The 23,784-nt window shown below is 39.9% G+C and carries 22 protein-coding genes, 1 tRNA gene and 1 riboswitch; of the genes, 5 read left to right on the plus strand and 18 right to left on the minus strand.

The window, feature by feature from the left end:
- Nucleotides 1–107: 107 nt before the first annotated feature.
- Nucleotides 108–183: transfer RNA gene (locus EQM06_RS07480), tRNA-Arg, on the plus strand.
- Nucleotides 184–834: 651 nt separating this feature from the next.
- Here EQM06_RS07480 and EQM06_RS07485 read toward each other — a convergent pair.
- The 3 genes from EQM06_RS07485 to EQM06_RS07495 form a co-directional block, all read right to left on the minus strand.
- A complete protein-coding gene (locus tag EQM06_RS07485; RefSeq protein WP_128745738.1) occupies nt 835–1,425 on the minus strand; it encodes a hypothetical protein in 591 nt (196 codons plus the stop codon).
- A 15-nt stretch (nt 1,426–1,440) separates the two neighbouring features.
- The gene (locus EQM06_RS07490) at nt 1,441–2,058 is read right to left on the minus strand and encodes a hypothetical protein (protein WP_128745739.1); all 618 of its coding nucleotides are present in this window, start codon (nt 2,056–2,058) and stop codon (nt 1,441–1,443) included.
- Between the two features lie 154 nt (nt 2,059–2,212).
- Nucleotides 2,213–3,154, minus strand: coding sequence for a DDE-type integrase/transposase/recombinase (locus EQM06_RS07495; protein ID WP_128745740.1), 942 nt, complete (start codon nt 3,152–3,154; stop codon nt 2,213–2,215).
- 235 nt (nt 3,155–3,389) lie between these two features.
- Here EQM06_RS07495 and EQM06_RS07500 point away from each other — a divergent pair, with 235 nt between their 5' ends.
- From EQM06_RS07500 to EQM06_RS07510, 3 genes are all read left to right on the plus strand, one after another.
- Complete coding sequence (locus tag EQM06_RS07500; RefSeq protein ID WP_128745741.1) at nt 3,390–3,836, plus strand: Fur family transcriptional regulator; 447 nt, start codon at nt 3,390–3,392, stop codon at nt 3,834–3,836.
- Entirely contained in the window at nt 3,829–4,323 is a 495-nt protein-coding gene (locus tag EQM06_RS07505) for a rubrerythrin family protein (protein WP_128745742.1), read from the plus strand. The genes EQM06_RS07500 and EQM06_RS07505 overlap by 8 nt, the downstream gene beginning before the upstream one ends.
- Nucleotides 4,324–4,411: 88 nt before the next feature.
- Nucleotides 4,412–4,975, plus strand: a complete 564-nt coding sequence (locus EQM06_RS07510; RefSeq protein WP_128745743.1) for a 6-pyruvoyl trahydropterin synthase family protein — start codon at nt 4,412–4,414, stop codon at nt 4,973–4,975.
- A 263-nt stretch (nt 4,976–5,238) separates the two neighbouring features.
- On the opposite strand, the gene EQM06_RS07515 is transcribed toward EQM06_RS07510, so the two are convergent.
- From EQM06_RS07515 to ribH, 9 genes are all read right to left on the minus strand, one after another.
- On the minus strand, nt 5,239–6,693 hold the full coding sequence (locus tag EQM06_RS07515) for an amino acid permease (RefSeq protein ID WP_128745744.1): 1,455 nt from the start codon (nt 6,691–6,693) through the stop codon (nt 5,239–5,241).
- 457 nt (nt 6,694–7,150) lie between these two features.
- Entirely contained in the window at nt 7,151–8,008 is an 858-nt protein-coding gene (locus EQM06_RS07520) for a DNA-binding domain-containing protein (protein WP_128745745.1), read from the minus strand.
- The gene (locus EQM06_RS07525; protein ID WP_128745746.1) at nt 8,009–9,274 is read right to left on the minus strand and encodes an ATP-binding protein; all 1,266 of its coding nucleotides are present in this window, start codon (nt 9,272–9,274) and stop codon (nt 8,009–8,011) included.
- Between the two features lie 18 nt (nt 9,275–9,292).
- On the minus strand, nt 9,293–10,693 hold the full coding sequence (locus tag EQM06_RS07530) for an aldehyde dehydrogenase (RefSeq protein WP_128745747.1): 1,401 nt from the start codon (nt 10,691–10,693) through the stop codon (nt 9,293–9,295).
- Nucleotides 10,694–10,807: 114 nt separating this feature from the next.
- On the minus strand, nt 10,808–12,331 hold the full coding sequence (locus EQM06_RS07535) for a Mur ligase family protein (protein WP_230974942.1): 1,524 nt from the start codon (nt 12,329–12,331) through the stop codon (nt 10,808–10,810).
- A gap of 22 nt (nt 12,332–12,353) precedes the next feature.
- Nucleotides 12,354–13,067, minus strand: coding sequence for an aspartate/glutamate racemase family protein (locus EQM06_RS07540; RefSeq protein ID WP_128745749.1), 714 nt, complete (start codon nt 13,065–13,067; stop codon nt 12,354–12,356).
- Nucleotides 13,068–13,097: 30 nt separating this feature from the next.
- Nucleotides 13,098–14,303, minus strand: a complete 1,206-nt coding sequence (locus EQM06_RS07545) for a carboxylate--amine ligase (protein WP_128745750.1) — start codon at nt 14,301–14,303, stop codon at nt 13,098–13,100.
- 62 nt (nt 14,304–14,365) lie between these two features.
- Nucleotides 14,366–15,481, minus strand: coding sequence for an ATPase (locus EQM06_RS07550; protein ID WP_205666529.1), 1,116 nt, complete (start codon nt 15,479–15,481; stop codon nt 14,366–14,368).
- A gap of 110 nt (nt 15,482–15,591) precedes the next feature.
- A complete protein-coding gene (ribH, locus tag EQM06_RS07555; protein WP_128745752.1) occupies nt 15,592–16,053 on the minus strand; it encodes a 6,7-dimethyl-8-ribityllumazine synthase in 462 nt (153 codons plus the stop codon).
- Between the two features lie 305 nt (nt 16,054–16,358).
- Here ribH and EQM06_RS07560 point away from each other — a divergent pair, with 305 nt between their 5' ends.
- Nucleotides 16,359–17,648 carry an IS110 family RNA-guided transposase gene (locus EQM06_RS07560; RefSeq protein WP_230974938.1) on the plus strand — a complete coding sequence of 430 codons (1,290 nt, stop codon included), beginning with the start codon at nt 16,359–16,361 and terminating at the stop codon, nt 17,646–17,648.
- Nucleotides 17,649–17,820: 172 nt separating this feature from the next.
- On the opposite strand, the gene EQM06_RS07565 is transcribed toward EQM06_RS07560, so the two are convergent.
- The 6 genes from EQM06_RS07565 to EQM06_RS07590 all read right to left on the minus strand — a co-directional run bounded on the left by EQM06_RS07565 (nt 17,821) and on the right by EQM06_RS07590 (nt 23,717).
- Nucleotides 17,821–19,023 (minus strand): bifunctional 3,4-dihydroxy-2-butanone-4-phosphate synthase/GTP cyclohydrolase II, encoded by a 1,203-nt coding sequence (locus EQM06_RS07565; RefSeq protein ID WP_128745753.1) that lies wholly within the window; start codon nt 19,021–19,023, stop codon nt 17,821–17,823.
- A 28-nt stretch (nt 19,024–19,051) separates the two neighbouring features.
- Nucleotides 19,052–19,702: a riboflavin synthase gene (locus EQM06_RS07570; protein ID WP_128745754.1), complete on the minus strand. Its 651-nt coding sequence runs from the start codon at nt 19,700–19,702 to the stop codon at nt 19,052–19,054.
- Between the two features lie 13 nt (nt 19,703–19,715).
- On the minus strand, nt 19,716–20,831 hold the full coding sequence (gene ribD, locus EQM06_RS07575; protein WP_128745755.1) for a bifunctional diaminohydroxyphosphoribosylaminopyrimidine deaminase/5-amino-6-(5-phosphoribosylamino)uracil reductase RibD: 1,116 nt from the start codon (nt 20,829–20,831) through the stop codon (nt 19,716–19,718).
- Between the two features lie 239 nt (nt 20,832–21,070).
- Nucleotides 21,071–21,184: riboswitch (FMN riboswitch) on the minus strand.
- 47 nt (nt 21,185–21,231) lie between these two features.
- Entirely contained in the window at nt 21,232–21,975 is a 744-nt protein-coding gene (locus EQM06_RS07580; RefSeq protein ID WP_128745756.1) for a DUF975 family protein, read from the minus strand.
- A 133-nt stretch (nt 21,976–22,108) separates the two neighbouring features.
- Complete coding sequence (locus EQM06_RS07585; RefSeq protein WP_128745757.1) at nt 22,109–23,425, minus strand: acetyl-CoA hydrolase/transferase family protein; 1,317 nt, start codon at nt 23,423–23,425, stop codon at nt 22,109–22,111.
- Between the two features lie 28 nt (nt 23,426–23,453).
- Entirely contained in the window at nt 23,454–23,717 is a 264-nt protein-coding gene (locus tag EQM06_RS07590) for a hypothetical protein (protein WP_128745758.1), read from the minus strand.
- Nucleotides 23,718–23,784 lie beyond the last annotated feature (67 nt).

Genomic DNA, 23,784 nt, shown 5'->3' on the forward strand with positions numbered 1-23,784 from the left:
TAAAATACACAGGATTAATAAAAAAAGCCTCAATGTTTCCTACGTAATAAAAAAACATTTGATTTTAACCAAATGATGGTGTATAATACATTTTGTTGATTAGATATGGGGCACTAGCTCAATGGATAGAGTCGCAGACTTCGAATCTGTCGGTTGGGGGTTCGAGTCCCTCGTGCCTCACCAAAGACCACTGCAAACGCAGTGGTCTTTCTATTTTCCTTGAAATATCAGCGTTTATAAGATTGTTTGATATTTTCTATATTTTTTACCATTTTGCACTTTTTGTTATATTTTTACCTCATTTAATAACTTTTGTGGGGAAATTTTAAAGTATATAAAAAAACATGCACTTGTTTTAGGTGTAAATTATTTAATATTTTTACGCATTATTTTATATATTAATTTATATATTACTTTTTTAATTATTCTATATGATTTTTATTTAGAGTATGTTATAATCAAGACATAAAAAGTGCTACCGATAGACGGTTAGCCTAAGGCTATGAACGAAAAATAATCGCCAGTTTTCTCAGGACTGAGGCGATTATTTTTTATTACGTTCCATATTTATTATTAAAGCAATTAGCGTCGCCACTGCAACAATAATTGATAGTTCCTCATATGTACTGATAAAATACCACCTCCTTATTCTGCTATTGGCATTTCTCAGCCTAATGCAGTAATAACGGATAGTGGCTAACCGCCTACCGTGTCTCTGGTATCGCTCCTATACTATAATATATATTCCATTATTTGTAAACACATTCCTTTTTATTCGCAAAAAAAGAGGGGTATACCCTCCAAACTCCCCTTGTATCTTTTCCGTTTCTAATTCTACTTACCGTCTATGCTTCTGCCTGTATACATCAAGTAATCCAAAATTCCCCGAGAATAATAATCTCCGATTCTGGAAGACAAGCTCAATAATCTGTCGAATACGTAGATGTCTTCTTTATCGTCTCTATTTAAGAGGGCAGTCGATTGTTCAATGATCCTCTGATTATATAAGGAAAACAGTTCTATCCACTGTTCTTTTTCCCAATACGGATTGACACGTGCTAAAAGTGTTCCTGTTTCCTCTGGGATCTCTTGGAGCTTCTCCTTGGATTCCTTCTCCATATTTGCATTTCTGATGATTTGCGCTTGAATCAACAGACCCAAATAACGAACAATCTCATTGATTAAATTTACATACTCATCTGCATATTCTTCTCCAAATACTGTGCTAAATATGTGGATAGATTGCCTCAGTACCTTATTTATTTTTTCTTTAATCGCCTCCTCATCTCCTAATCCTCCATGCTTCATATTTACATAGGATCTGAGCCAAATCGTAAGATCCCTCCACACCGTCCTCGAATCAAAGATAAGATTTACCTGGCTTATTGGAACACAAACATTTTGACATCTTTTAGCCCTTCTCATTAAGCGGCCTCCTTTTTATTCAATACATGCTTGAAATATTGGACAACGATTCATGGTTGCCCGGTTAGAGAATACCAAATAATCCAATATTCCCTGTGAATAATAGTCCCCTATTCGTATGGTAAGATTCAGCATTTTATTCAAAATCTCTATGTTCTCTTCATATTGTTCGGCCAAGCGTGTTGTTGACAACTGAATCACTAGCTGATTGAACTGACCCAATAGTTCCTCCCATTCCGCTTGCTGCCAATATGGATTGATGGATGCTAAAAAAACAGCAATCTGATCCGCATTACCCTGTACGTTCCTCGTATAGTCTGTCACCTGGGCATCATCCCCTGTGATCTGAGCCTCTATTAATAAATCCACATAATCAAGGAATGAAAGCAAAAGCTTAACAAATTCATCCATATTTGCGATTCCAAATACTTGATAAAAAACATTAGGATTTTGTATTAAAAATCCCTCAATTTTTTCTCTTATGATTCCTTTATCTCCTATTTCTCCATGCTTACTGTTTATGTAAAAATTAAGCCAAATAGCCATATCTCTCCACGCTGTTCTTGATTGAAATATTAAATTCATCGTGCTTTCCGGAATACAAGAACCCTGGAGTACTTTGACAGCTTTCAATAATTGGCCCTCCTTTGCCTTGATATGATAACTTGCTATAGTAATAAGATATTATCCGAAATGTTATTTTGTTACCTTTGGTTTCCCCATAAATCTGATAGATCCTGTTTAAAAAGTGATTATGTTAAAAAATAAACTTCAATCTGTAGGTTTGTCAAACATATGTTACACCGTGCTTCAAAAAATTAAATAGAGTTTCTCTTGGGGAAACCCAGCCCAAAGGGCGCATAGGAAAGTTATTGTAGTTTGCATTATGCTTTTTTAGTTGTAATTTAAAATCATTGAATGAGTAGAACTTTGCTATCGCATAAAAATATTCATTATCCTTACGATGTGAGCGTTCCACTTTACCATTATGTCTTGGAGTATAAGGCCTTATCATTTTATGGATAATACCTTGTTCCTTAAGAGTCCGTTGGAATAGCGTTAACGTTGGATTTTTAGAAGTACCAAGACGTTTTGTAAATTCCTGTCCATTATCGGTCTGAACACATTCGATCTTAAATGGGAAAGCTTTAATAACTTGTTTAAGGAATTCAGAAGCAGAATAAGAGCTGTGTTCCTCAAAAGCAGCAAGATATCTAAAACGAGAGAATTCATCAATAGCAGTATATTGATAGAATTTCTTATCAGAAGCTTCGCCAACAAGGCAAGAGGATGGAACAAATTTAACATCAATTTGTACTCTTTGACCTGGATACTCCATTTGCTCATATTTTTTAGCAATATATTTAGGATTCTGAGGTTTCTTAGGGATCAAAGATTGCTTGATTAGTACTCGATAAAGCCCAGTAATGGATCTGGAATACCCACGCTGTCGCAGTTTGACCCAAAAGACAACAAGACCTGCATTTGGATTCCTACGACGCATATCATGAATGAGTTTAAGCTCATTTGCAGTATGCTGATTTTTATGGGAATGAGGCTTACGAGAAAGTTCTCTCAGGGACTCAATAGAACCATCATATCTACGCAACCAACGATAAATATATTGCCTGTTGTGATGATATCTGATAGCAGCTTTTGTAACGCCAAATCTTTGAGCATATTTAATTAAGGATAGACGATATTTCATATCTTGTGTTATACTTGCCATACGGGAGACCTCCAATTTGTGATGTTTTGGTTTGTGAGGAATTAAGCATAACACAATTTTAGCGTTTCCCGTATTTATTTTTTGTCTTAATGTAACACATGTATTGTAATCCTACATTATGTTAAAAAATAAACTTCAATCATTGTTGCATTTCAATTTTATTGTGTTATAATAATGTTGTAATAGTTATTACTTTATAATCATTACAACATTATATGATACCGGTGGTGAGTTCATGGGACCTTCATTTGAAGATTTAAAGCAAGAATTAAAGATAAAAAATATAACTCTGTCATATCAAAGGCTGAAAGTTTTAGAATACCTTACTAAAAATCAAGATCATCCTACTGTAGACCAGATTTTTACAGATCTTCAAAAAGATATATCGACCCTATCAAAAACAACAGTCTATAACACGTTGAAAATGTTAGTAGAAGCAGGTTTAGTCAAGGTAGTTGCCATTGAAGATAATGAAACCAGATATGATATCATAACCAAAAATCATGGACATTTTAAATGTGAAGTCTGTGGAAGGATATACGACTTTAATGTGGACATGGATTCGCTGACCTGTAACGATTTGAGCCATTTTCAAATCAATGATAAAAACGTATATTTTAAAGGTATCTGTCAAAGATGTCTTACAAATATAAAACAAAAAGGAGGAGAAAGAAATGAGTGAAAACAAAACGCTTGATAACCTGATGGAAGCATTTGCCGGAGAATCCCAAGCAAACAGAAAGTATTTAGCATATTCCAAGAAGGCTGAAAAAGATGGAAATCTTAATGCTGCTAAACTTTTTAAAGCAGCATCTGATGCTGAAACCCTTCATGCATTAAAGCACTTTGAAGTTGCAGGGAAAATCGGATCAACAGCTGACAATCTTAAAGATGCTGTTGCGGGTGAAACCCACGAGTATACGGAGATGTATCCTGACTTTGTGAAGGAAGCCGAAGCCACAGGCAACAAGGCTGCGCTTATGTCCTTTACCTTTGCTATGAAGGCGGAAGAGGTTCATGCCAAGCTTTATCAGGAAGCATTAGAGAATCTTGAACAGACAGAAGAAGTTTTTTATTATCTATGCCCTGTTTGCGGCAATATCGAAAAGGTTCGCCCAGATAAATGCAGCATTTGTGGTGTTCCAGGAGATAAGTTCATCAAATACTAATATCATCAACACAAACAAAAGACATCGTTTATGTGCGCATACGGGAGCATAAATACACCCGTAAATATATAAAATGAGGAGAATGATTATGAGAAGTTTTACTACATTAGATCTGCAATATGCACACAGGTTCTACGGTTTTAAGGGTGAAGCACAATACTTACACGGACATACGGGAATACTCACACTTGAAGTGGAAGATACGGTCAACATGGGAGTCAATATGGTATTCCCTTGTAATGAAATTAAGAAAACCGCCTGGGAAGTTTTACAAAACTTTGACCATGCTCTGATCTTAAGAGAAGACGATCCATTGCTTCCGGCTATTCTTGATGTTTATGAAGCACAAGGCATTAAGAACGGTGCCCCGACCAATAAGCAAAAAGGACCGGCTTTCAAAACGGAACTTGCAACAGCATATCCGGAATGTCGTTTAGTAGTTACGAAAGAAACCATGACAGTGGAAGGCATGATAAAAATCGTTTACGATTTATTAAAAGATAAACTAAATATAGTTAAAATCACATTTACAAGCGGGGTAAATGGGGCTACGGAAGAATACGAGCCACAAAAGTCCGTAGAACGATGTCCGTTATGTGGTATTGCCTTAGACAAAAATGGCGTATGCCCTAAATGCGGATATAAGAAATAGTTTAAAATTGCATTAGTTCAACAATGAATTAGGCATTCTATGACAATTTGCATAGAGTGCCTTTTTTGTATAAAAAAAGCCTCCGCGAGGTGCTTTTAGCCCGCATTCACTCGCGTTTCTTTTTATGACATTCCGTCAATATCGCAAGTAATATTTCCTACGTAATAAAAAGGCTGGATTTGATTATTCATTCAAATCCAGCCTTTTAAATTGCTTTATAAAAATTCTAATCAGTACGATTAAATTTGCATAAGCAGTTCTTTTTATGCTTCTTCTTTGTATTCACCTGAGAAATCTGCTTCAGCAAGATTTACAAGCTTTGTCTTCTTTACAATCTTATAACCGATATACAGTACAAGGAATAAGATTAAACCAATGTACGTCGGGAGTGCTGCAAGGAAGTGTCCTGACATGATTGCACCGAAATCCTGCCCGATGATAACGACTGTACAAAGAACCAGTGCAATAATTGGTCCCAACGGGAATAGCTTTGACTTATACTTCAAGTCGTTCAAATCTTTACCCTGAAGGACATATGCTTTTCTGAATCTGTAATGGCTGATAGCAATTCCTAACCATGCAATAAATCCAGCCATACCGGAAGCACTTACAAGCCACAGATAAATACTGTTTTCACCAATCAGATATCCTACAAATGCGATAACGGATACTGCTGTAGTAAAGTATAAGCAGTTGATTGGAACACCTGATTTACTAACCTTCTTCAGGAACTTAGGTGCTTTGCCTTCCTGAGCCATAGCATACAGCATTCTAGTGGATGCATAAAGTCCTGAGTTACCACAGGAAAGTACGGATGTAAGAATTACAGCGTTCATAACAGCGGCAGCCATTCCAAGTCCAGCTCTTTCAAAGATTAAAGTAAATGGACTCATTGCTACGTTGTCTTCTCCTGCTTTCAATAAGTTTGGATCTGTATAAGGAAGAACAAATCCAACGATAGTCAATGCTCCAATATAGAAAATCAAAATTCTCCAGAATACAGTGTTGATAGCCTTTGGTACATTTTTCTGAGGATCTTCTGATTCACCGGCAGCTACACCAACAAGTTCTGTTCCCTGGAAAGAGAATCCTGCTACCATTGCGATGGCGAAGATTCCGCCGAATCCGCCGTTGAATGGTGCGTTTCCAACAGTCCAGTTGTGGAATCCAGGAGCTTTTCCGCCCATGATACCAAAGATCATCAGAACACCTACAACTAAGAAAATACCGATGGTAGCTACCTTAATGCCAGCGAACCAGAATTCAGCTTCGCCATACATACGAGCAGAAATCATATTAAGAGTAAACAATATTACTAAGAATAATGCACTCCAAATGATGCCCGGTGTATCCGGGAACCAGAACTTCATTACAATTGCTCCTGCAACTAATTCGCAGGCAACTGTAATAGCCCAGTTGTACCAGTAGTTCCAACCAAGTGCAAACCCAAGAGCCGGGTCAACAAATCTGGTCGCATATGTTTCAAAAGAACCGGAAACTGGCATGAAAGTAGCCATTTCACCCAAGCTTGTCATAAGGAAATAAACCATAATACCGATTAAACCGTAAGCTACAAGTGCGCCGCCGGGACCAGCTGTACTAATAGATGCTCCGGAAGCTACAAATAAACCAGTACCAATTGCACCGCCGATTGCGATCATGTTCAAATGTCTGGCTTTTAACGATCTTTTTAAACCTTCTTCTTTTTCTTCACTCATTTAAAGGCCTCCCTTTTCTATGCTTCGAAAATATTTTTGATAAAATTAACTAGATAAAAACTAAAACTCGTCCCTCCTTTTTATAAATTTTAAACTTTAAAAATACAAAGTATATTATAGCATACTTTACTTGAAATTGTTCCCAGATATTGATTTTTGTAAAAATTACAAATTTTTTTACATCTTGTGTCGAAATGTACAAATGCAGATTTTAGCTTTTCTCTTTATACGGATTATTATGCACCTTTTTTTAAATTTCTGCATACTATATAATTACCAGAAAAGGGGGTGCTGTTATGTGTCATCCTTGTTGCTGGCTCGCCCTATATTTTTTATATAAGAATTGCAGCCGTAATCAATGTTGTCGATCCTGTTACTATAGGCACTAACAAAATATAAATAGTATGGTCCGCTCATAAGTTCATCGTTCAACTTATAAGCGGACCTTTTTACCGGGTTATTTCACTTCACTGAAAACAAGCAGGCCTTCAATAAATTTATCAATGTTCGTTTTGCCTCCATCTTTTCGCTTGCCTCTTATGTAATCCATTTCTGCACGAATACTTTCAAAATCAAAAACAACATAATGATAATTTTGAAAAATTTCATTATAATAATCTTCTACACCCATAGCGGCGATGTTCGTCAGCCCCCTTTTTACAGCTCTCCGTATCCTCTGCTTCACCATCTTTGGATCTTCTGCCTTCTTACCGCAGTACAGAGCGATTCCTTCTTTCACATTTGTTGTATGGCTTTGAAGCCTCTCTTCACATATGGCAAGAATATCGGCGGTTCCCGACTCTCCCAGCATACCCAATATGCCAAGCAGATATTTGATTTCCTTTACTCGGCTCCCGCTGCCTTTTTTATTGGTATCGGCAGATCTTTTTTTCTCCGATACATTCTTTACCTGAATGATTTCCCGTATCCCGCCCAGCGCGTTTTCCAGATTTACCTTTTCGTTGATATGTTGAAGCACACTGATTACTTCGATCAGATTTATGGGTTTATTAATAAAGAAATGAACCCCCACCTGATAAGCTTCCGCCACCATTTCTTTATCTGAGACCTGAGAGATCATGATAAAATTAACTTTCGGCTTTACTTCACGAATTTGACGTACCAGAGAAATACCATCCATCTGCGGCATAAGATAATCGATCAGAACGATATCCGGTTCTTCCAAAATAATTTCCTTCAAGGCTTTTTCCGGATCAGTAGAAATACCGGTTACTTCTCCTAGTCCCTGCTCTTCCACGATTCGATTCAATATTTTAACGACGCTTAAAGAATCATCCACAATATAATACTTCATTTAATTCTCCTCAAAGCAAGCTACAGGAATGAATACATCAAATCTCGTATACATACCCTCCTGTGATTCAACTGTAATACTGCCTTTAAATTGCTCTTCTACCAGATCCTTTACTAAGGTAAGACCCAACCCCCTGTTAATATCTCCCGTCGCTCCATCAAATTTGGTGGAATATCCGGAGGCAAAAATAATATCCATGTCATCTTTTCTGATGCCTGTTCCATTGTCCGTAATCCTGAAATCATAGAGTTTTCCTTCCAATTTAAATAATTCTAAGGAAATAGTCCCTTCTTTTTCGTAGGAAATAGCATCTACGGCATTAACCACAATATTTCTCAATATGGACATCAGAAAATAATGTTCCCTGACTATAAAATTACTGTAAATCCTCGTAATAAATTCGACATGCTTATTTTGATGCTTTATCAACTCAGCTATATCCGTAGCCAATATATTGACCAGATCACGTATGTTTAAGCTTGTAATTTCTATATCCGTTAAAAAGTTATCCTGAAGCCCTTTGATCACACGAATATACCCTTTTTTAATCTCGTGAACGTCTTTAGCAATATCTAATGTTAAAACCTGAAACTCCTTCGGAAAAGAATCATTATTCATTTTTTGGTGAAGCAAATATGCTTTCTTCATCACATCTTCTATTTCAACAATGCCCTTTTTCATGAAATAAACTTCACTGTCGAACACAGCGGCCATGACCATCAGCTTTTTATACCGCAATTCATGCTCTTCTCTCTTTAATAAGGATTTATAGTGATCCACACTCAAGCAAACAGTCAATATCATGGTAGACCGAACCATGGCAATCGTAAAGAGGGTTCCGATTACCGTGGGATTCATATAAGACAGCCCATTCATAAAAGAGAGTTCTGCAGTATTGGACAGTGCATCACAAAGAACTAAAGTCGTCCAAAACAGCGTATAATTTTTATTAGGGTTCTTATAGTACAGCAGGAAATAAAGGATGCCGAAAACAAAATAAAAAATCATGTCCGGCAAGGCCGCAGCCGCCGATTTATTCCATTCACCAGAGGCTGTCCACAGCACTAAAAAACGAAAATTGGGCGAGCATATTCCGGTTAAAAAGGATAATTTGATCGGGTTCAATTCCGGAAAAAAGTGGAGACATACACCAAAAATAACCACCGCCAGCGCAATAATAAAATCATCGGAAAAAACATTAATATATAATTGAGATCCAATGGACACGCAGCCTGCCGTCAGCAGGGCCCGCTTTATTTTTTTCATAGATATCCTCTTTATTCCTTATTTCAAGAACTTTTTGATCAGCCGCAGTTTATTTTTGCTGAACGGCGGATATATGAGCGTATTATTAAAGCGGGCAGACTTTTTTAACACACCTTTTTTGTGGGAGAAGGTGATAAAGCTCTGCTGTCCGTGATAGCTGCCCATGCCGGAATTTCCCACCCCTCCGAAAGGCAGCCAGTGATTGGCAATGTGCATGATGGTATCGTTAATACAGGCATTTCCGGAAGAAAGCTCTCTCAACACTCTTTTTTCTATCTTCCTCTTTCCAGTAAATAAATATAGAGCCAACGGTTTCGGACGTCCTCTAAGTGTTCTTATGACAGTATCCAAATCCTTATATTTTATCACGGGCAAAATCGGGCCAAAGATTTCTTCCTGCATGGCCGGATCCTCCCAATCATCGGCTCTTAAAACAGTCGGCTCTATATATCTGGTTTCTGCATTATAATGCCCGCCGAAAAGGATATTTTCCCCGTCTTCTTCTATTAAAGCCCTTATTCGGTTAAAATGCTTTTCATGAATAATACGGCCGTAATCTGAACTTTTTTCGATGTCTTTGCCATAATATTTCTGTACTGCTTTTTTCATTTGTACAGTCAGCTGCTCGAAAGCCTCCTCCTGAACGAGCACGTAATCCGGAGCAACACAGGTCTGTCCGGCGTTTAAGGTCTTTCCCCAAATGATTCTGCGGGCAGCTTCTTTAAGGTTCGCACTTTTATCGACTATAGCCGGACTCTTCCCTCCCAACTCCAGCGTGACCGGCACCAAATTTTGGGCGGCGGCTTCCATAACAAGCTTTCCTACAGCAGGGCTTCCCGTAAAGAAGATATAATCCACTTTGGCATGGATCAGCACATTCCCTGTTTCTTCATTTCCTTCCACACATTTTATATACCGGCTTTCAAAGGTATCCTCCAGCATGGCTCTGATGGCAGAAGATGTATGAACCGCCATTTCTGAGGTTTTTACAAGGGCGGTGTTGCCGGCCGCGATAGCTCCGATCAGAGGTTCCAGCAGCAGCTGAACCGGATAATTGTATGCGCCCAGAATCAGAACGGTTCCGTAAGGCTCGCTCATCACATAGCTTTTGGCCGGCCATAAATAAACAGGCGTATGCTTTTTCTCTGGTTTTGCCCATTTCCCCAGATTTTTTATCATATAGGAGATGCTTGAATATATAAATCCGATCTCCGTGATATAGGACTCATTTTTGTGCTTTCCTAAATCTTTATATAGTGCCAGCATAATATCTTTCTCATATTTCTTTATTCCGCGCTTTAAATTTTTCAGCTGGTTTACTCGAAAATCAAGACTCTTTGTCACACCGGTATCAAAATAGGCGCGTTGGCTGTCTAAAATTTCTTGTACGGCATCGGGTTTCCATTGCCCATAGTCCATATTCCTTCCTCCTGTTTAAATTATCTATTGAACATCTGCCCTCTGTAATTATTCCTATGACAAAGGGCGGGTAACCATGATGCCCGCCCGAGATAAAAATTGAACTTGCTTCCTTTACTTGTCTTTTAAAAATTCCTGAACATATTCCACATCCGAAGGCGTATCAATATATCTGGTTCCTCTCTTTTGACGTGTTTCTCGTCCTTTTCCCGTTACCAGCACCACAGTATCTCTATCCGCATCCGCAATAGCCTGTCTGATCGCTTCTTTTCTATCCGGAATGATGGAACACTTACAAGCGTGTTCCTCCACGTGTTTTGCTATTTCCTCGCAAATTTTCATAAGCGGCTCTTCACCGGCATCCTCCTCCGTAATAAATACATGGTCTGAATATCTCCCTGCTATATCCCCCAGTTCACGTCTTCTGGCAAGAGCCTTTTTCCCGGGACAGCCAAAGACTATCGTGATTTTTTTATTGGGAAATTCTCTCTTCATAGAAGTAAATAAAGATTCAAAGCTCATTTTATTGTGTGCGTAATCCACGATTACGTACAAATCGTTGCTGCGATTCGTATAAACTTCCATTCTTCCGCTTACCTGAGCTTTTTTCAAGCCTGCACGGATGTTTTTCAGCGGAATATTCAAAGCGTACGAGATAGCAATGGCCGCCAGCGCATTGGAGACATTAAATAAACCGGGCATATTAATCCGAAATTCTTCATCAAAGCTGTCCGAACGCACCTGAAAGGTGATACTGTTTCCGCTGGTTGCAACATTATAGCCATAAATATCCGCTCTTTCTTGGAGTCCAAAGGTCACGACCCTCTTGCATTTACTTGCTTCCTGGAGAATACGTTCCTCATGATCACTGTCCAGATTGACACAGGCTGTTTCACACTGATCAAATAATTTCAGTTTGGATTGAAAATAATCTTCAAAGTCGCGATGCTCCGCTTCACTGATATGATCTTCTCCAATGTTCAAAAAACATCCCACCGTATAATGAACGCCCAGCGTTCTATGGTATTTTAACGCCTGGCTTGAAACCTCCATGGAGAGATATTCAATATCTGATTTTACCGCATTATTAAAATGCCTGTGCAGATCCAGCGTTTCGGGCGTGGTCAAATGAGACTCTTCATTGATGACGCCGTCATAATTATCGATTCCCGAAAGAACGGCACTTTTTGGTTTCTTCATATCCTTTAAGTAATCGTCCAAAACAGCCTTCATAAAATAAGTCGTTGTAGATTTCCCCTTTGTTCCGGTTATCCCGATCAAATTCAGTTTTTTCCAAACCTGATTGTAGTATCGATCCGATATATATGCCATTGCCTTTCTCATATCGTTCACTATAATATAAGGGATGTGCCGCTCCGTTTTCAATTCAGACAAATCATACTTTTGTTCACTTATATAGGCAAAAGCTCCTTCTTTTACGGCACTCTTCAAATATTCCACCGTAAAATGAGTCCCCTTACAAATAAATAAGGTTCCATATTTCACATCCATAGAATTGTAGGATATATATTTTACCAGTTCCTCCAGCTCTGACCCTTCTGCACTGGTCTCCACCAACAGTCCATTATCTTTCAGCAGTCCTACATATTCTCCTAAACTTTGTATTTTATTTGACACTTGTCCACCTCTATTTTTCATCTTATTTTAAAGTTTTTTCGCACAACACGATCGCTCTCTCCGCTAAGACCTCCATGGCGTCTATGTAAAAATCAGAAAGCCGGTTAATCTCTTTAAAACAGGAGAGCTCGCCGCTTGCCAAGAGCACACATTTACACCCGGCTTCTTTCATTTCTTTTTCGATTTCATACAATTCCCTCATATCCACAGATTTCTCGGCCTTCACGCCCTCATAGATTATTTTCATGACTCTTGCCTGATTCTTTTCGGAAGGTACCACTGTCTTTATGCCCAAGGCCTTGCATTCATTTTGATAAAGCTTGGTTTTAATCGTCCCGTCTGAAGCTAAAATTCCCAGCTTAAAATTTTCACCATATCTGCAATATATAGACATGGCCGCCTCTTTTACCATATTGATGATAGGAATCTTCAAATTTTTTTGCAGCCTGTCCACCAAAAGATGAGAGGTGTTGCAGGGGATGGCTATATAATCCGCTCCGCCTACTTCTAAGAATTTTGCGTCGTGTAAAAGCTTATGATACAGCTCTTCCACATCCCCGCTTTTAATGGCCGCTGTCCGGTCCGGCATACTTGCATGATTCAGAACAATCATGTTCAGATGCTCCTGATCGCTGTGGGCTTCTGTTTTATCCACAATCATTTTATAAAAAAGCTGTGTTGCACGAGGTCCCATTCCGCCTATTATTCCTAATACCTTCTGTCCTTTTTCTCTCATATATCTGTTCTCCTAAAGTGTCTATCTGCTTCATTTCCCAAGATATTTTCTAAATTTAACATAATGTCCAAGCTGTGATTTAATCAATTTCAGTTTTCTGCCTAAGCCATTATCCGGTGCATAAAACAAAGGATTTACCCATTTTCCTGCCGCAAACAGCTCTCGCATTTCTTTTTTGTACTCCGCAGGCTTAATGTACGTAAAAGCTACTCTTTTGGGAACGACCAGCCACAAATTCTTATTCTTTACAAACTTTTCTTCCAGCGGCTTGTCCTCAATATAGTCCTCCACTAAGCATTTTGCCACATTGGCTCCTGCCCCGGTCACATAAAAATTACTTCTTCCCTGTCTCGTATTTATTTCAAATACCTTATATTTTCCGTCTCTCGTATCGTATTTAATGTCGAAATTGGAAAATCCAATATAGTGCATGCTTTCTAACAGCTGCTTGAACTGCGCTTCTACGGTATCGTTGTGCTCTGTTATGATCACCGCATGATTTCCTATACCGTGAGGTGTATGTTCCTCTAAAAGGACATGACCCAGACACATCATCTTTACCTGTCCATGCTTGTCCGAATAGTTTGTAAGCACTCGCATAAAGGTATCGTCACCCGGAATAAAGTCCTGAATAATCAGGGAATCTTCATAGCCCGCCCCATAAATATCGTCTAATATGGTATCCAGCTCTTCCCTTGAATCTGCCTTATATACCTTTTTCTGAGCAGCAAAAGGATGCCGCCAGTATTCAATTCCATTGGAAGGCTTTAAAATAAAAGGCGGTTCAAATGGGAGATCAAAGTTGTGCGCCATCTCTTTCTTATGCACAAAGGTATTTGGATAATCTACGCCGATCTTTTCACACATATCATAAAATTTTTCTTTATGGATCAATTCGTTCATCAAGTCTACAGAAATATAAGGTGCGATGACATTTTCAGGCAGCCTGTCCTTGTTGGCACTGATCAGCTGTACATAGCTGTCCCCGCAGCCGATTAAAAGAATGGTCGTGCTGTGATGTTTATTTGCAAACCCAAGAACAAGTGACAGAAAAGTATCCTGTTCATCTGCTTTTGGATTTGCATTGTAATCCATGATTTTACTCTTATAGCATGGTCCGGTCGGATATTTCCCATACACGACCGGTTTTATTCCATATTCCTCATGAAAAGCTCTGGCTACACTATATACATTAATATCCCCTGCAAAAAGCAATGGAATAAAGTTCTTCTTCATCTTCTGTTCTCCTTAGTCGTTCATATATCTGAAAAATAGGTTATCTTAAATTATACCTCTTATTAGCCAATTTTAGCAATAATTTCATCTCTCAATTCATCTATTTTTTTAAAATCCATATTTGGTATATAAAAGCTTTCGAGATAATCATGTTCCTGTTTTGCCCGTTTTAAATATCCGATGCCATCACAGATCAGTTTATCCATACTGTCACAATTACTTTCTATCAGGTTCTCTAATTTTTCCAGCTTTCTTCTGTCCAGCATATCGTTCATATCAATATGAACAATTTCCGGATTATGCTTTCCTTCTTCATCCGTTGCAATCTCCCACGGCTCCAGATCGTGATATTTGTTTACGCTTATAAAGGCGATTCCCAGTTCAGGAACTAACAAATGTTCAATTTTGCTTTCAGGTTTCATCGGGCAATAATATAATTCGATATCAAATCCCCTGTATATAACGCTTTCTGAGAATATATTGAGCAGACTGGTAGCACAAAGTCCTACCGGATTGCTTATGATATATACCTTTTTATATCCATTAATCAGACTTTTTATGTAATTTGTAATCCCCATGGGAGTAATAGCACTGGCAAAATACTTTTTCACACTTCCCGGATTCAAACAAAGCTCCTTATGTGCCAGCTCATTGCCTACAACTGCCGCCGTAAGCTTATAAATTTCAGCTCTTTCTATGGCTGTGTCGTACATAGCCGCCATATTATCGTAAAGCTTTCCGGCTGCGGCAAAATAGTTATAGGCATATTGGAATAAACTTTTGATCCTTTCATTGGTTTCAATAACAGCAAGCTTGTTTTCCCGAATACCTCTTTCATTCCAATAATCCCCTAAATGGATAATCTGATCCACCGCTCCCGGGTTTATGGGATCGACCACATGCGGACTTGTCGCGTCTATCAGCGCAATCCGTTTATTTTTTAAAACCACACCATCCAACGAATTATTATCGGAGGAGCAATGCATGAAATCCACATCTTCTCCTCTTTCCAAATAAGTCTCTCCTATTTTTCGCATAAATGTCGATTTGCCGACTCCCGGTCCTCCCTTTATACAGATGATTCGATTCGCCTCACGTTGTCCCAATATGTAATTATAGTAAGAATAAAAACCTTCTGTCGTATTATTGCCCGGATAAATATGTCTCTCCAAAGCCACAAAAACCGCCCCTTTCAAATTACTACTCTCGCTATAATATGAAAGAAACGGTTTAAACGTTCCGAAATTGTATGGGCTCTGGTTGTTCCTTATTTTAAGAATATCTACTGTTAGAATTGGCGCAGCAGGTTGACCATTTCAATCGCTCCCAATGCACAGTCATATCCCTTGTTTCCCGCTTTTGTACCGGCACGTTCTATGGCCTGCTCAATGTTTTCCGTAGTGAGCACACCAAACATCACCGGTATTCCCGCCTCCGCTCCAACATGGGCGATTCCCTTTGAAACTTCATTGCACACGTAGTCGTAATGAGTCGTACTTCCTCTGATTACTGCGCCCAGACAGATCACCGCGTCGTATTTACCCGACCTCGCCATTTTTGATGCCATAAGAGGTATTTCAAAAGCTCCCGGTACCCATGCGACCTCGATATGCTCTTCCTCCACATCATGTCTTGTAAGTCCATCAACCGCACCTAAAAGCAATTTAGAAACAATCAACTCATTAAATCTTGATGCCACAATTCCAACTCTTATTCCTTTTGCGACCAGCTTTCCCTCAAATACTTTCATATTAATCTTCTCCTCGTATAATACTTTTTAGATACATAAATGTACCTTGATAACTTAATTAATATTTGTTCAATAGGCTTAGTTAAGCCCATGATATAATTGTCTTAGTGTCAATCAGGTAATAGTTCTTTTTTCTCCTGTTGAACCAGTAATGGTTGCTTCATAGTAAGTCTGTTCCCCTGACATGGAAGTTAGCTTCAAACCGGCTGGCTGTTTGCTTAAGTTTATGGACGACCATCTAGCAGTGTGGTTTCGCATCTGTCCATCTTAAGCTGGATTCTTATATGCGAGGGTGTCGATGCTCCATGTTCATGGGTTTTACCAAGCCGATTGAATACTCAAATCTAACTACGAAAGAAGGTGATTTTATGAACCCACTTTACGTCGGAATTGATGTAAGTAGCAAATCCAATGTCGTTTATCTTATGCTTCCTAATGGTAACAAGCACAGTAACTTCGCAGTTGCTAACTCACATGATGGTTCTATTCAGTTGGTAAAAAGAATCTGTTCTGCTTTAAATTCCAGGTCCCTTGACACCGTACTCATAGGTCTCGAATCTACATCTGTCTATGGTGACAATCTCGTGTATTTTCTAAGGGAAGATGCATCTTTAGCATCCTTTCACAGAAAGATTCATGTCCTCAATCCAAAGCAGGTTAAAAAGTTCAAAGATGCTTATAATGACCTGCCAAAAAATGATTATGTGGACTCTTTTGTCATTGCTGACTGCCTGCGTTTTGGAAGAATCAACAAAGAGGTATATGTCGGAGACTATCACTACAAAGCTCTCCAAAACCTCACACGAGCACGTTATTTCGCCGTTTGCAATCTTACCAAGGAAAAGCAACGCTTTATGAATGTGCTGTTCAAGAAGTATTCATCCATGACACAGGAGAAGGTATTTTCCGATACCTTCAGCACTACAGCTCTTGCTGTCTACGATGAATTTGAATCCGCAGAAGCACTGGCATATATGGACTTACAAGAGCTAACCGCTTTTATCATGGAGAAAGGAAAGAACCGCTTTCCTGATCCAGATACGGTAGCCAAAGCCATTCAGAAAGCTGCCCGGAGTTCTTACCGTTTACCTAAGACGGTAAATGACTCTGTGAATCAGGTGCTCTCTATATCCATAACCTCAATGAAGGCATTGGAAGCTCAAATCAAAGAGTTCGATAAAGCGATTTCAGCCCAAATGGAACTCTTGCCTAACGTATTGATATCCATTCCAGGCATTGGTCCTGTTTATTCTGCTGGTATTCTATCAGAGCTTGGAGATATCAATCGTTTTAATAATCAGGCGCAGCTTGCGAAATATGCAGGTCTTGCCTGGACTCAGCACCAGTCTGGTGATTTTGAAGCACAAAACACAAGACTCATCCGATCTGGCAACCGATTTTTAAAGTATTATCTGTGTGAAGCTGCATTCTCTCTTGTAAGATGCGACAAGGAGTACAAAGCTTTCTATCACCAAAAGTACAACGAGGTGAACAGATATCAACACAAACGTGCACTCGCATTAACTGCCCGTAAATTTGTGCGGTTAGTCTTTACGCTGCTTAAAGACAATCGCCTATATCGCTCAGCAGAATAGAGGAATCTCTCTGCTGATGAGCTACGCCCTGCTCATTTTTTAAAAGTGATCGACAGGGCTTAGGTGGTCGTTTTTTGTTTTTTGAGAAACTGGTCAAGAATATATGATTTTTATTTCATTTCTCACTTGACATCACACCACTGGACTTATATAATCTCATGGAACAAATCTTTTAATCACAACTTAGAAGATGCCCCATTTTAGTTTGTTTTGTTTTTAAGTAAACCATGTCATATGGATTTGCTTCCACTTCAAGAGGAACTCGTTGGGAAATATGGACTCCATACCTTGAAAGCTGCTGTACCTTATCGGGATTATTGGTCATCAGCCTCACATCCTGCACGCCTAAATCTTTCAGGATCTGAGCAGCTATGGAATACTCTCTCAAATCCTCTTCAAATCCCAGAGCCAAATTTGCTTCCACCGTGTCAAGACCTTGATCTTGAAGGGCATAAGCCCTCAGCTTATTTACAAGGCCGATTCCGCGGCCCTCCTGCCTCATATAAAGCATTACTCCCCGGCTTTCCTTTTGTATTTTCTTCATAGCTGCCTTATACTGTTCTCCGCAGTCACATTTGACCGAACCCAAAGCATCTCCTGTCAGGCATTCGGAATGAACTCTGCAAAGGGTCGGACTTTCCTTTTCTATCTTACCTTTGACCAGTGCCACGTGGTGTTCTCCGTTTATCTTATTGATATACCCATAGGCTGTAAATTCCCCATAAATAGTAGGAAGCTTAGTCCTTACCACCTGTTCCACCAATTTTTCTGTACGCTTTCTGTACTCTTTCAACGCTTCAATTGTTATAAAAACCAGTCCGTGCTCCTGGGCGAAGCTTTTTAATTCGGAAGTGCGCATCATCGTTCCGTCCGCCCGCATTATTTCACAACATAACCCGCATTCCTTAAGCCCGGCCAGTCTGACCAAATCCACTGTTGCCTCCGTATGCCCCTCTCTTTCCAGTACCCCAAAGTCCTTGGCGGCCAGCGGAAACATATGTCCCGGTTTTCTGAAATCTTCGGGGCTTACACTATCCTCCACGGATTTCATAGCAGTTATGGACCTCTCGATTGCCGAAATTCCTGTCGTTGTATCCTTATGATCAATGGATACGGTAAACGCAGTCTCATGATTATCTGTATTCTTATGAACCATTGGACCCAAGCCTAATCGATCGGCCAGTTTTCTGCTCATGGGCATACAAATCAAACCTTTCCCATAAGTTGCCATAAAGTTTACATTTTCTGCATTGGCGAATTCAGCAGCACAAATGAGGTCTCCTTCATTTTCTCTGTTCTCAGCATCCGTTACGACAATTATTTTCCCCTGCCTCAACGCTTCCAACGCCTCTTCAATTCTATTATATTTAAACATCTGTCAAGTCCTCCATAATTACAATCCTTTAAAATCCGTTTTGTATAAGGAATTCCATACTTATACTGTTTTTGTTCTCCTGTGCCGTATCTTTTAGATGAAGCAATTTTTCAACGTATTTTCCAATGATATCATTTTCCAGATTTACAACATCCCCCACTGTTTTTGTCCGCAGCGCAGTTCCTTTCCATGTATGCGGAATCAGTGAAATCTCAAAGCTGTCGGGTTGTACCCTTGCTACAGTCAGGCTCACCCCATCCATTGCTATAGAGCCTTTTTCTACGATATATTTCATAATGCCGGGACTCGTTGATATCCTTATCCACATAGCTATTCCCTCCGAACGCATACGCACAATGGTTCCTGTTCCGTCAATGTGTCCGGATACGATATGTCCGCCGAATTGTCCCTCTGCTTCCATCGCCCGCTCCAAATTGACGATGCTCCCCTGTTTTAAGTTTCCCAAAGAGCTTCGGGAAAGCGTCTCTCTCATTACATCTGCTTCAAAGACAGTGTTGCTTAAATTGCAGACCGTCAGACAAACACCGTTTACAGCCACACTGTCTCCAAGCTGAATCTGCTGAAAGATCTTATTTCCCTCAATCACTAGACGAGAAGAATTTTCTCCTTGGGAGATATTCTTTACCCTTCCTGTTTCTTCTATAATTCCGGTAAACATGTCTTTTCTCCTTTCAGGGATTGGGTTTCTTTAGTGACGGATTTTTCACCACATTATACTCAACCAGCAGATCTTCTCCCAGCTGTGTAACTTTTCTTTCTTTAAGCAAAAATGCTTCTTCGGGCCTCTCTATGCCCCGCCCCTCTACAGCTGTTACTGCATTCCGCCCTCCAAAGATTTTAGGTGCGATATAAGCATATACATGTTCTACTATTCCCTGCTCCAAAGCTGCCCAGTTCAATGTACCCCCTCCTTCAAGAAGGATACTGTCTATTCCTCTTTGGCCCAACAACTCCATAAGGCCATTTAAATCAATATGCCGGCCCAATTTAGGAACCTTTACTATCATACAGCCTTTTTCTCTAAGCCTTTCGATTGCTTCCCTGTCTGCGGAAGCTGTTGCTATATAAGTCTGTATCTCCTTTGCGGTGGTTACGATCTGGGAATCTATAGGAATTCTCAAGTTGGTATCACAGATGATCCTTATGGGATTTTTAGTTTCCGGCAGCCGGCAGTCCAATCTGGGATCGTCTTTTAGTACCGTGCCTGCTCCGACCATAATCCCCATGTATTTATGCCGCAGCCGATGTACATGCTCTCTTGCAATTTCTCCCGTGATCCACATTGAATTTCCTGTATAAGCTGCAATTTTTCCGTCCATGGTCATAGCGTATTTCATTGCTACGTACGGTTTTTTCTCTTTTATATAATGAAAAAAAACAGCATTCAACTCTCTGCATTCTTTTTCTAAAATTCCAACGGTAACTTGAACCCCTGCCTTCCTTAACAGATCAATTCCCATACCCGATATAAGCGGATTCGGATCCTGTACCCCTACTACTACGCGGGCTATTCTATTTTCAAGAATAGCGTCCGTACAGGGGGGCGTCTTCCCATAATGACAGCAAGGTTCTAATGTAACATACAAAGTAGCACCCTCCGGATTTTCACTGCAAGCTGTAATCGCATTCCGCTCCGCATGGGGCTGTCCCCATTTTGCATGAAATCCCTGTCCGATAATGATACCGTCCTTTACAAGTATCGCACCCACCATAGGGTTCGGATTAGTCCACCCCTCTGCATTTTTTGCCAGCTCTACAGCTATCTGCATATATTCTTCATCCGTCATTACAGCCACCTTCCTATTTCCTATTGAATAAAAAAATACTCCGGATAGATCTCCAGAGTATTATTTTACTTGTGCCTTGATTTCAGCTGCCATTGGCTTGCGTATTTATACTGCCATTTTTATTAAGATAAAAAGGCGGTATCCGTCCATATCGCTTGCGCCATATGTCCTACGTCAATAAAAAACTCTGAAATGAAATCATTTCAGAGCATAATAACTAAATGCAATATAAGCTTTGCACACATCTTCTTTCATCCAGACTATACTGTCGGCTTCGGAATCACACCGAATCTGCCTTGCGGCTCGTGGGCTTTACCACCGGTAGGGAATCACACCCTGCCCTGAAGAATCTATTCAATTTTCTCGTTCATACTAACACAGGTTCATATACGTGTCAAGATTAATTTTCTTCTCCCATAACAGTTGCCTCTGCTTCGATTACTCCCGGCCTTAAATTTCCATTAGCGATCTCATAAAACGCTACGCTGGCCACACATAAGTAAGGTGACAGCCAAAAATAGGCGATGCTCCCTAATAAAGATCCAAGGCTGGCCAAAGCTACCGCATTGAACGTAAAGAACGAAGATATGGCGGCCATCGGAATGCTGGCTAAAATTGCCCATCCGATAAAACTGACTTCTAAACTGAAAAGCTTCATCTTGTTGCCGGTCATTAACCGCTTACTTTCCGCTAAGCACTGCAGGATCCCATACTCAGGGTGGTCTATCATGATTAAAAATGCCTGACTGTACCTATAGGCAGCTATAAACCCCGGAATGATGAATACCAGAAACCATAAGCATATAAACAGACCCATGACGAAATAAAGTCCCACGGCTTTAAAAAATCTTTCAAATCCATAAAATACCTGTGCGATTTCACATTCTTTTCTTCGGAACAGGTTTAAGCAAAAAATGTCATATCCTATGGTAAACGGTGCCGCAACCAGAAAAGTATACAGACCGGATAATAAAGCTGCGTTTTCTTTCCCGCTGAAAATAATCTCCAAGATAGCAGCAGGCAGCATAAGCGCCACCATATACACTGCGGTGGCGGCAACCGCCAGTTTCCATTTCCCCTGCAGGGATACACGTGCTAAAGCCCTGATATTTTTACAAGTTTCTAATACAATATTTTGATTCATGTTCTCTTTCCTTCCCTTTTTATTGGTTCTCTTTTATACCCTTAGTTTTTTATTATAACTTTTAATTGGGGAAATTTCAAGGGTTTTCCAAAGGGGCTCCGTATTTAGGACAATCATGACCTGTTGCTTCCGCTCAGAACTGTGCATTAAATCTCTTTTCAAATTCTTCTTTCAGACCTTCCCTAAACTCTGGGTGCGCAATTTTAATAAGTGCTCTGGCTCTGTCATGAAGGGTCTTTCCTTTCATCTCCGCGATCCCGTATTCGGTTATCACGTAATCCACATCCTGCCTGTTTGTGGTAACGGCTGATCCATGTTCAATAAAGGGAACGATCTTAGAAATCAGTGTTCCATCTTTTTTCATCACAACAGAAGGCATGGCCATGATGGATTTTCCTTTCCCATCGGTAGACATGGCTGCCCCCCTCACAAAGTCTACTTGTCCCCCTACTCCGGAGAATTGTTTTGTCCCTATGGTGTCGGATACCACCTGCCCCATGAAATCGATCTGAAGGCAGGAATTGATGCAAACCATCTTAGAACATTGCGCTATAGTAACAGGATTGTTTACATAATCCACCGGCTTCATTTCAACGATTGGATTATTTGCCACAAAGTCATAGAGCTTCTTGGTTCCCATTAGAAAGGTAACAATGATTTTACCCGGATCGATGGATTTTTGTGATCCGTCTATTACGCCTGCTTCATAAAGGTCTACTACTCCGTCGGAAATCATTTCGGAATGTATGCCTAAGTGTTTTTTATCTTTAAGCTGGGATAATACCGCATCCGGAATAGCCCCTATACCCAGCTGTAATGTAGAGCCGTCCTCAATCAACGAGGCACAATATTTTCCAATAGCGATTTCAGCCTCACCAATATTGGGAAGCTTCATTTCGGGAAGCGGGTGTGACGTTTCCACAAACGCATCGATTTCGCTGATATGTACAAAAGTCTCGCCATAAACTACCGGCACCTGATCATTTATTTCCGCCAATACGACCTTAGCGGATTTCACTGCCTGCATGGTAAAATCACAAGATACGCCTACAGAGCAAAACCCATTGCGATCCGGAGTGGATACCATAATCATCGCCACATCTACAGGAAAAATACCTTTTCGTATATAGCTGGGTACTTCATGAAAATACACAGGCACGAACTGTCCGTGACCCTCTGCCAATGAGTTTCTGGTACTGGCACTGACGAACCAGCCTTCAAACCGGAAGTGTTCTTTGTATTCAGGCTTCGTATATTCAGACTTCCCCAACGTGACCATTTGAGATACCGTTACATTTTTATAATTTTCTGCACCTGCTACCATTGCATCTACCAGTGCTATAGGTTCTGCTGCACAATGGGCAAGCACAACTCTGTCTCCATTTTTAATCCGCTGCACTGCTTCCTCTGCCGTACATTTTCTGCTTTCATAAATTTCTTTCCAATCCATGTTCAAATCCTCCATCTTTTTTTATTTTTTACATCTTTTTAATCCTTTCGGCAATCTCGGCTATATGGATTTCGTCCCACATTTTTATGACGCCGCCTGTTGTTATAAATTGTTCATAAGAGGCACAGCAGCTTGAGCAGCCGCCAATTATGAGAAGCAAATCATATAAAACCTCTTCCTCCGCTATAACAAAGTCTGTTTTCCCTTTGCACTTTTCCTCTAAAGCTTTCAGGGCTTTACCTCTGTCATATCTGGGGTTACAGCCGCCGCAAAATCGAACTCCACACTTCATAGTTGATCCCTCCCTAAGAAATGCCGTTTTTTAAAAAAGCCGCACCGGAAAACCGGGCAGCTCATCT

The organism is Aminipila luticellarii (genome assembly GCF_004103735.1).
In the GTDB taxonomy this organism is placed as follows: Bacteria; Bacillota; Clostridia; order Peptostreptococcales; family Anaerovoracaceae; genus Aminipila; species Aminipila luticellarii.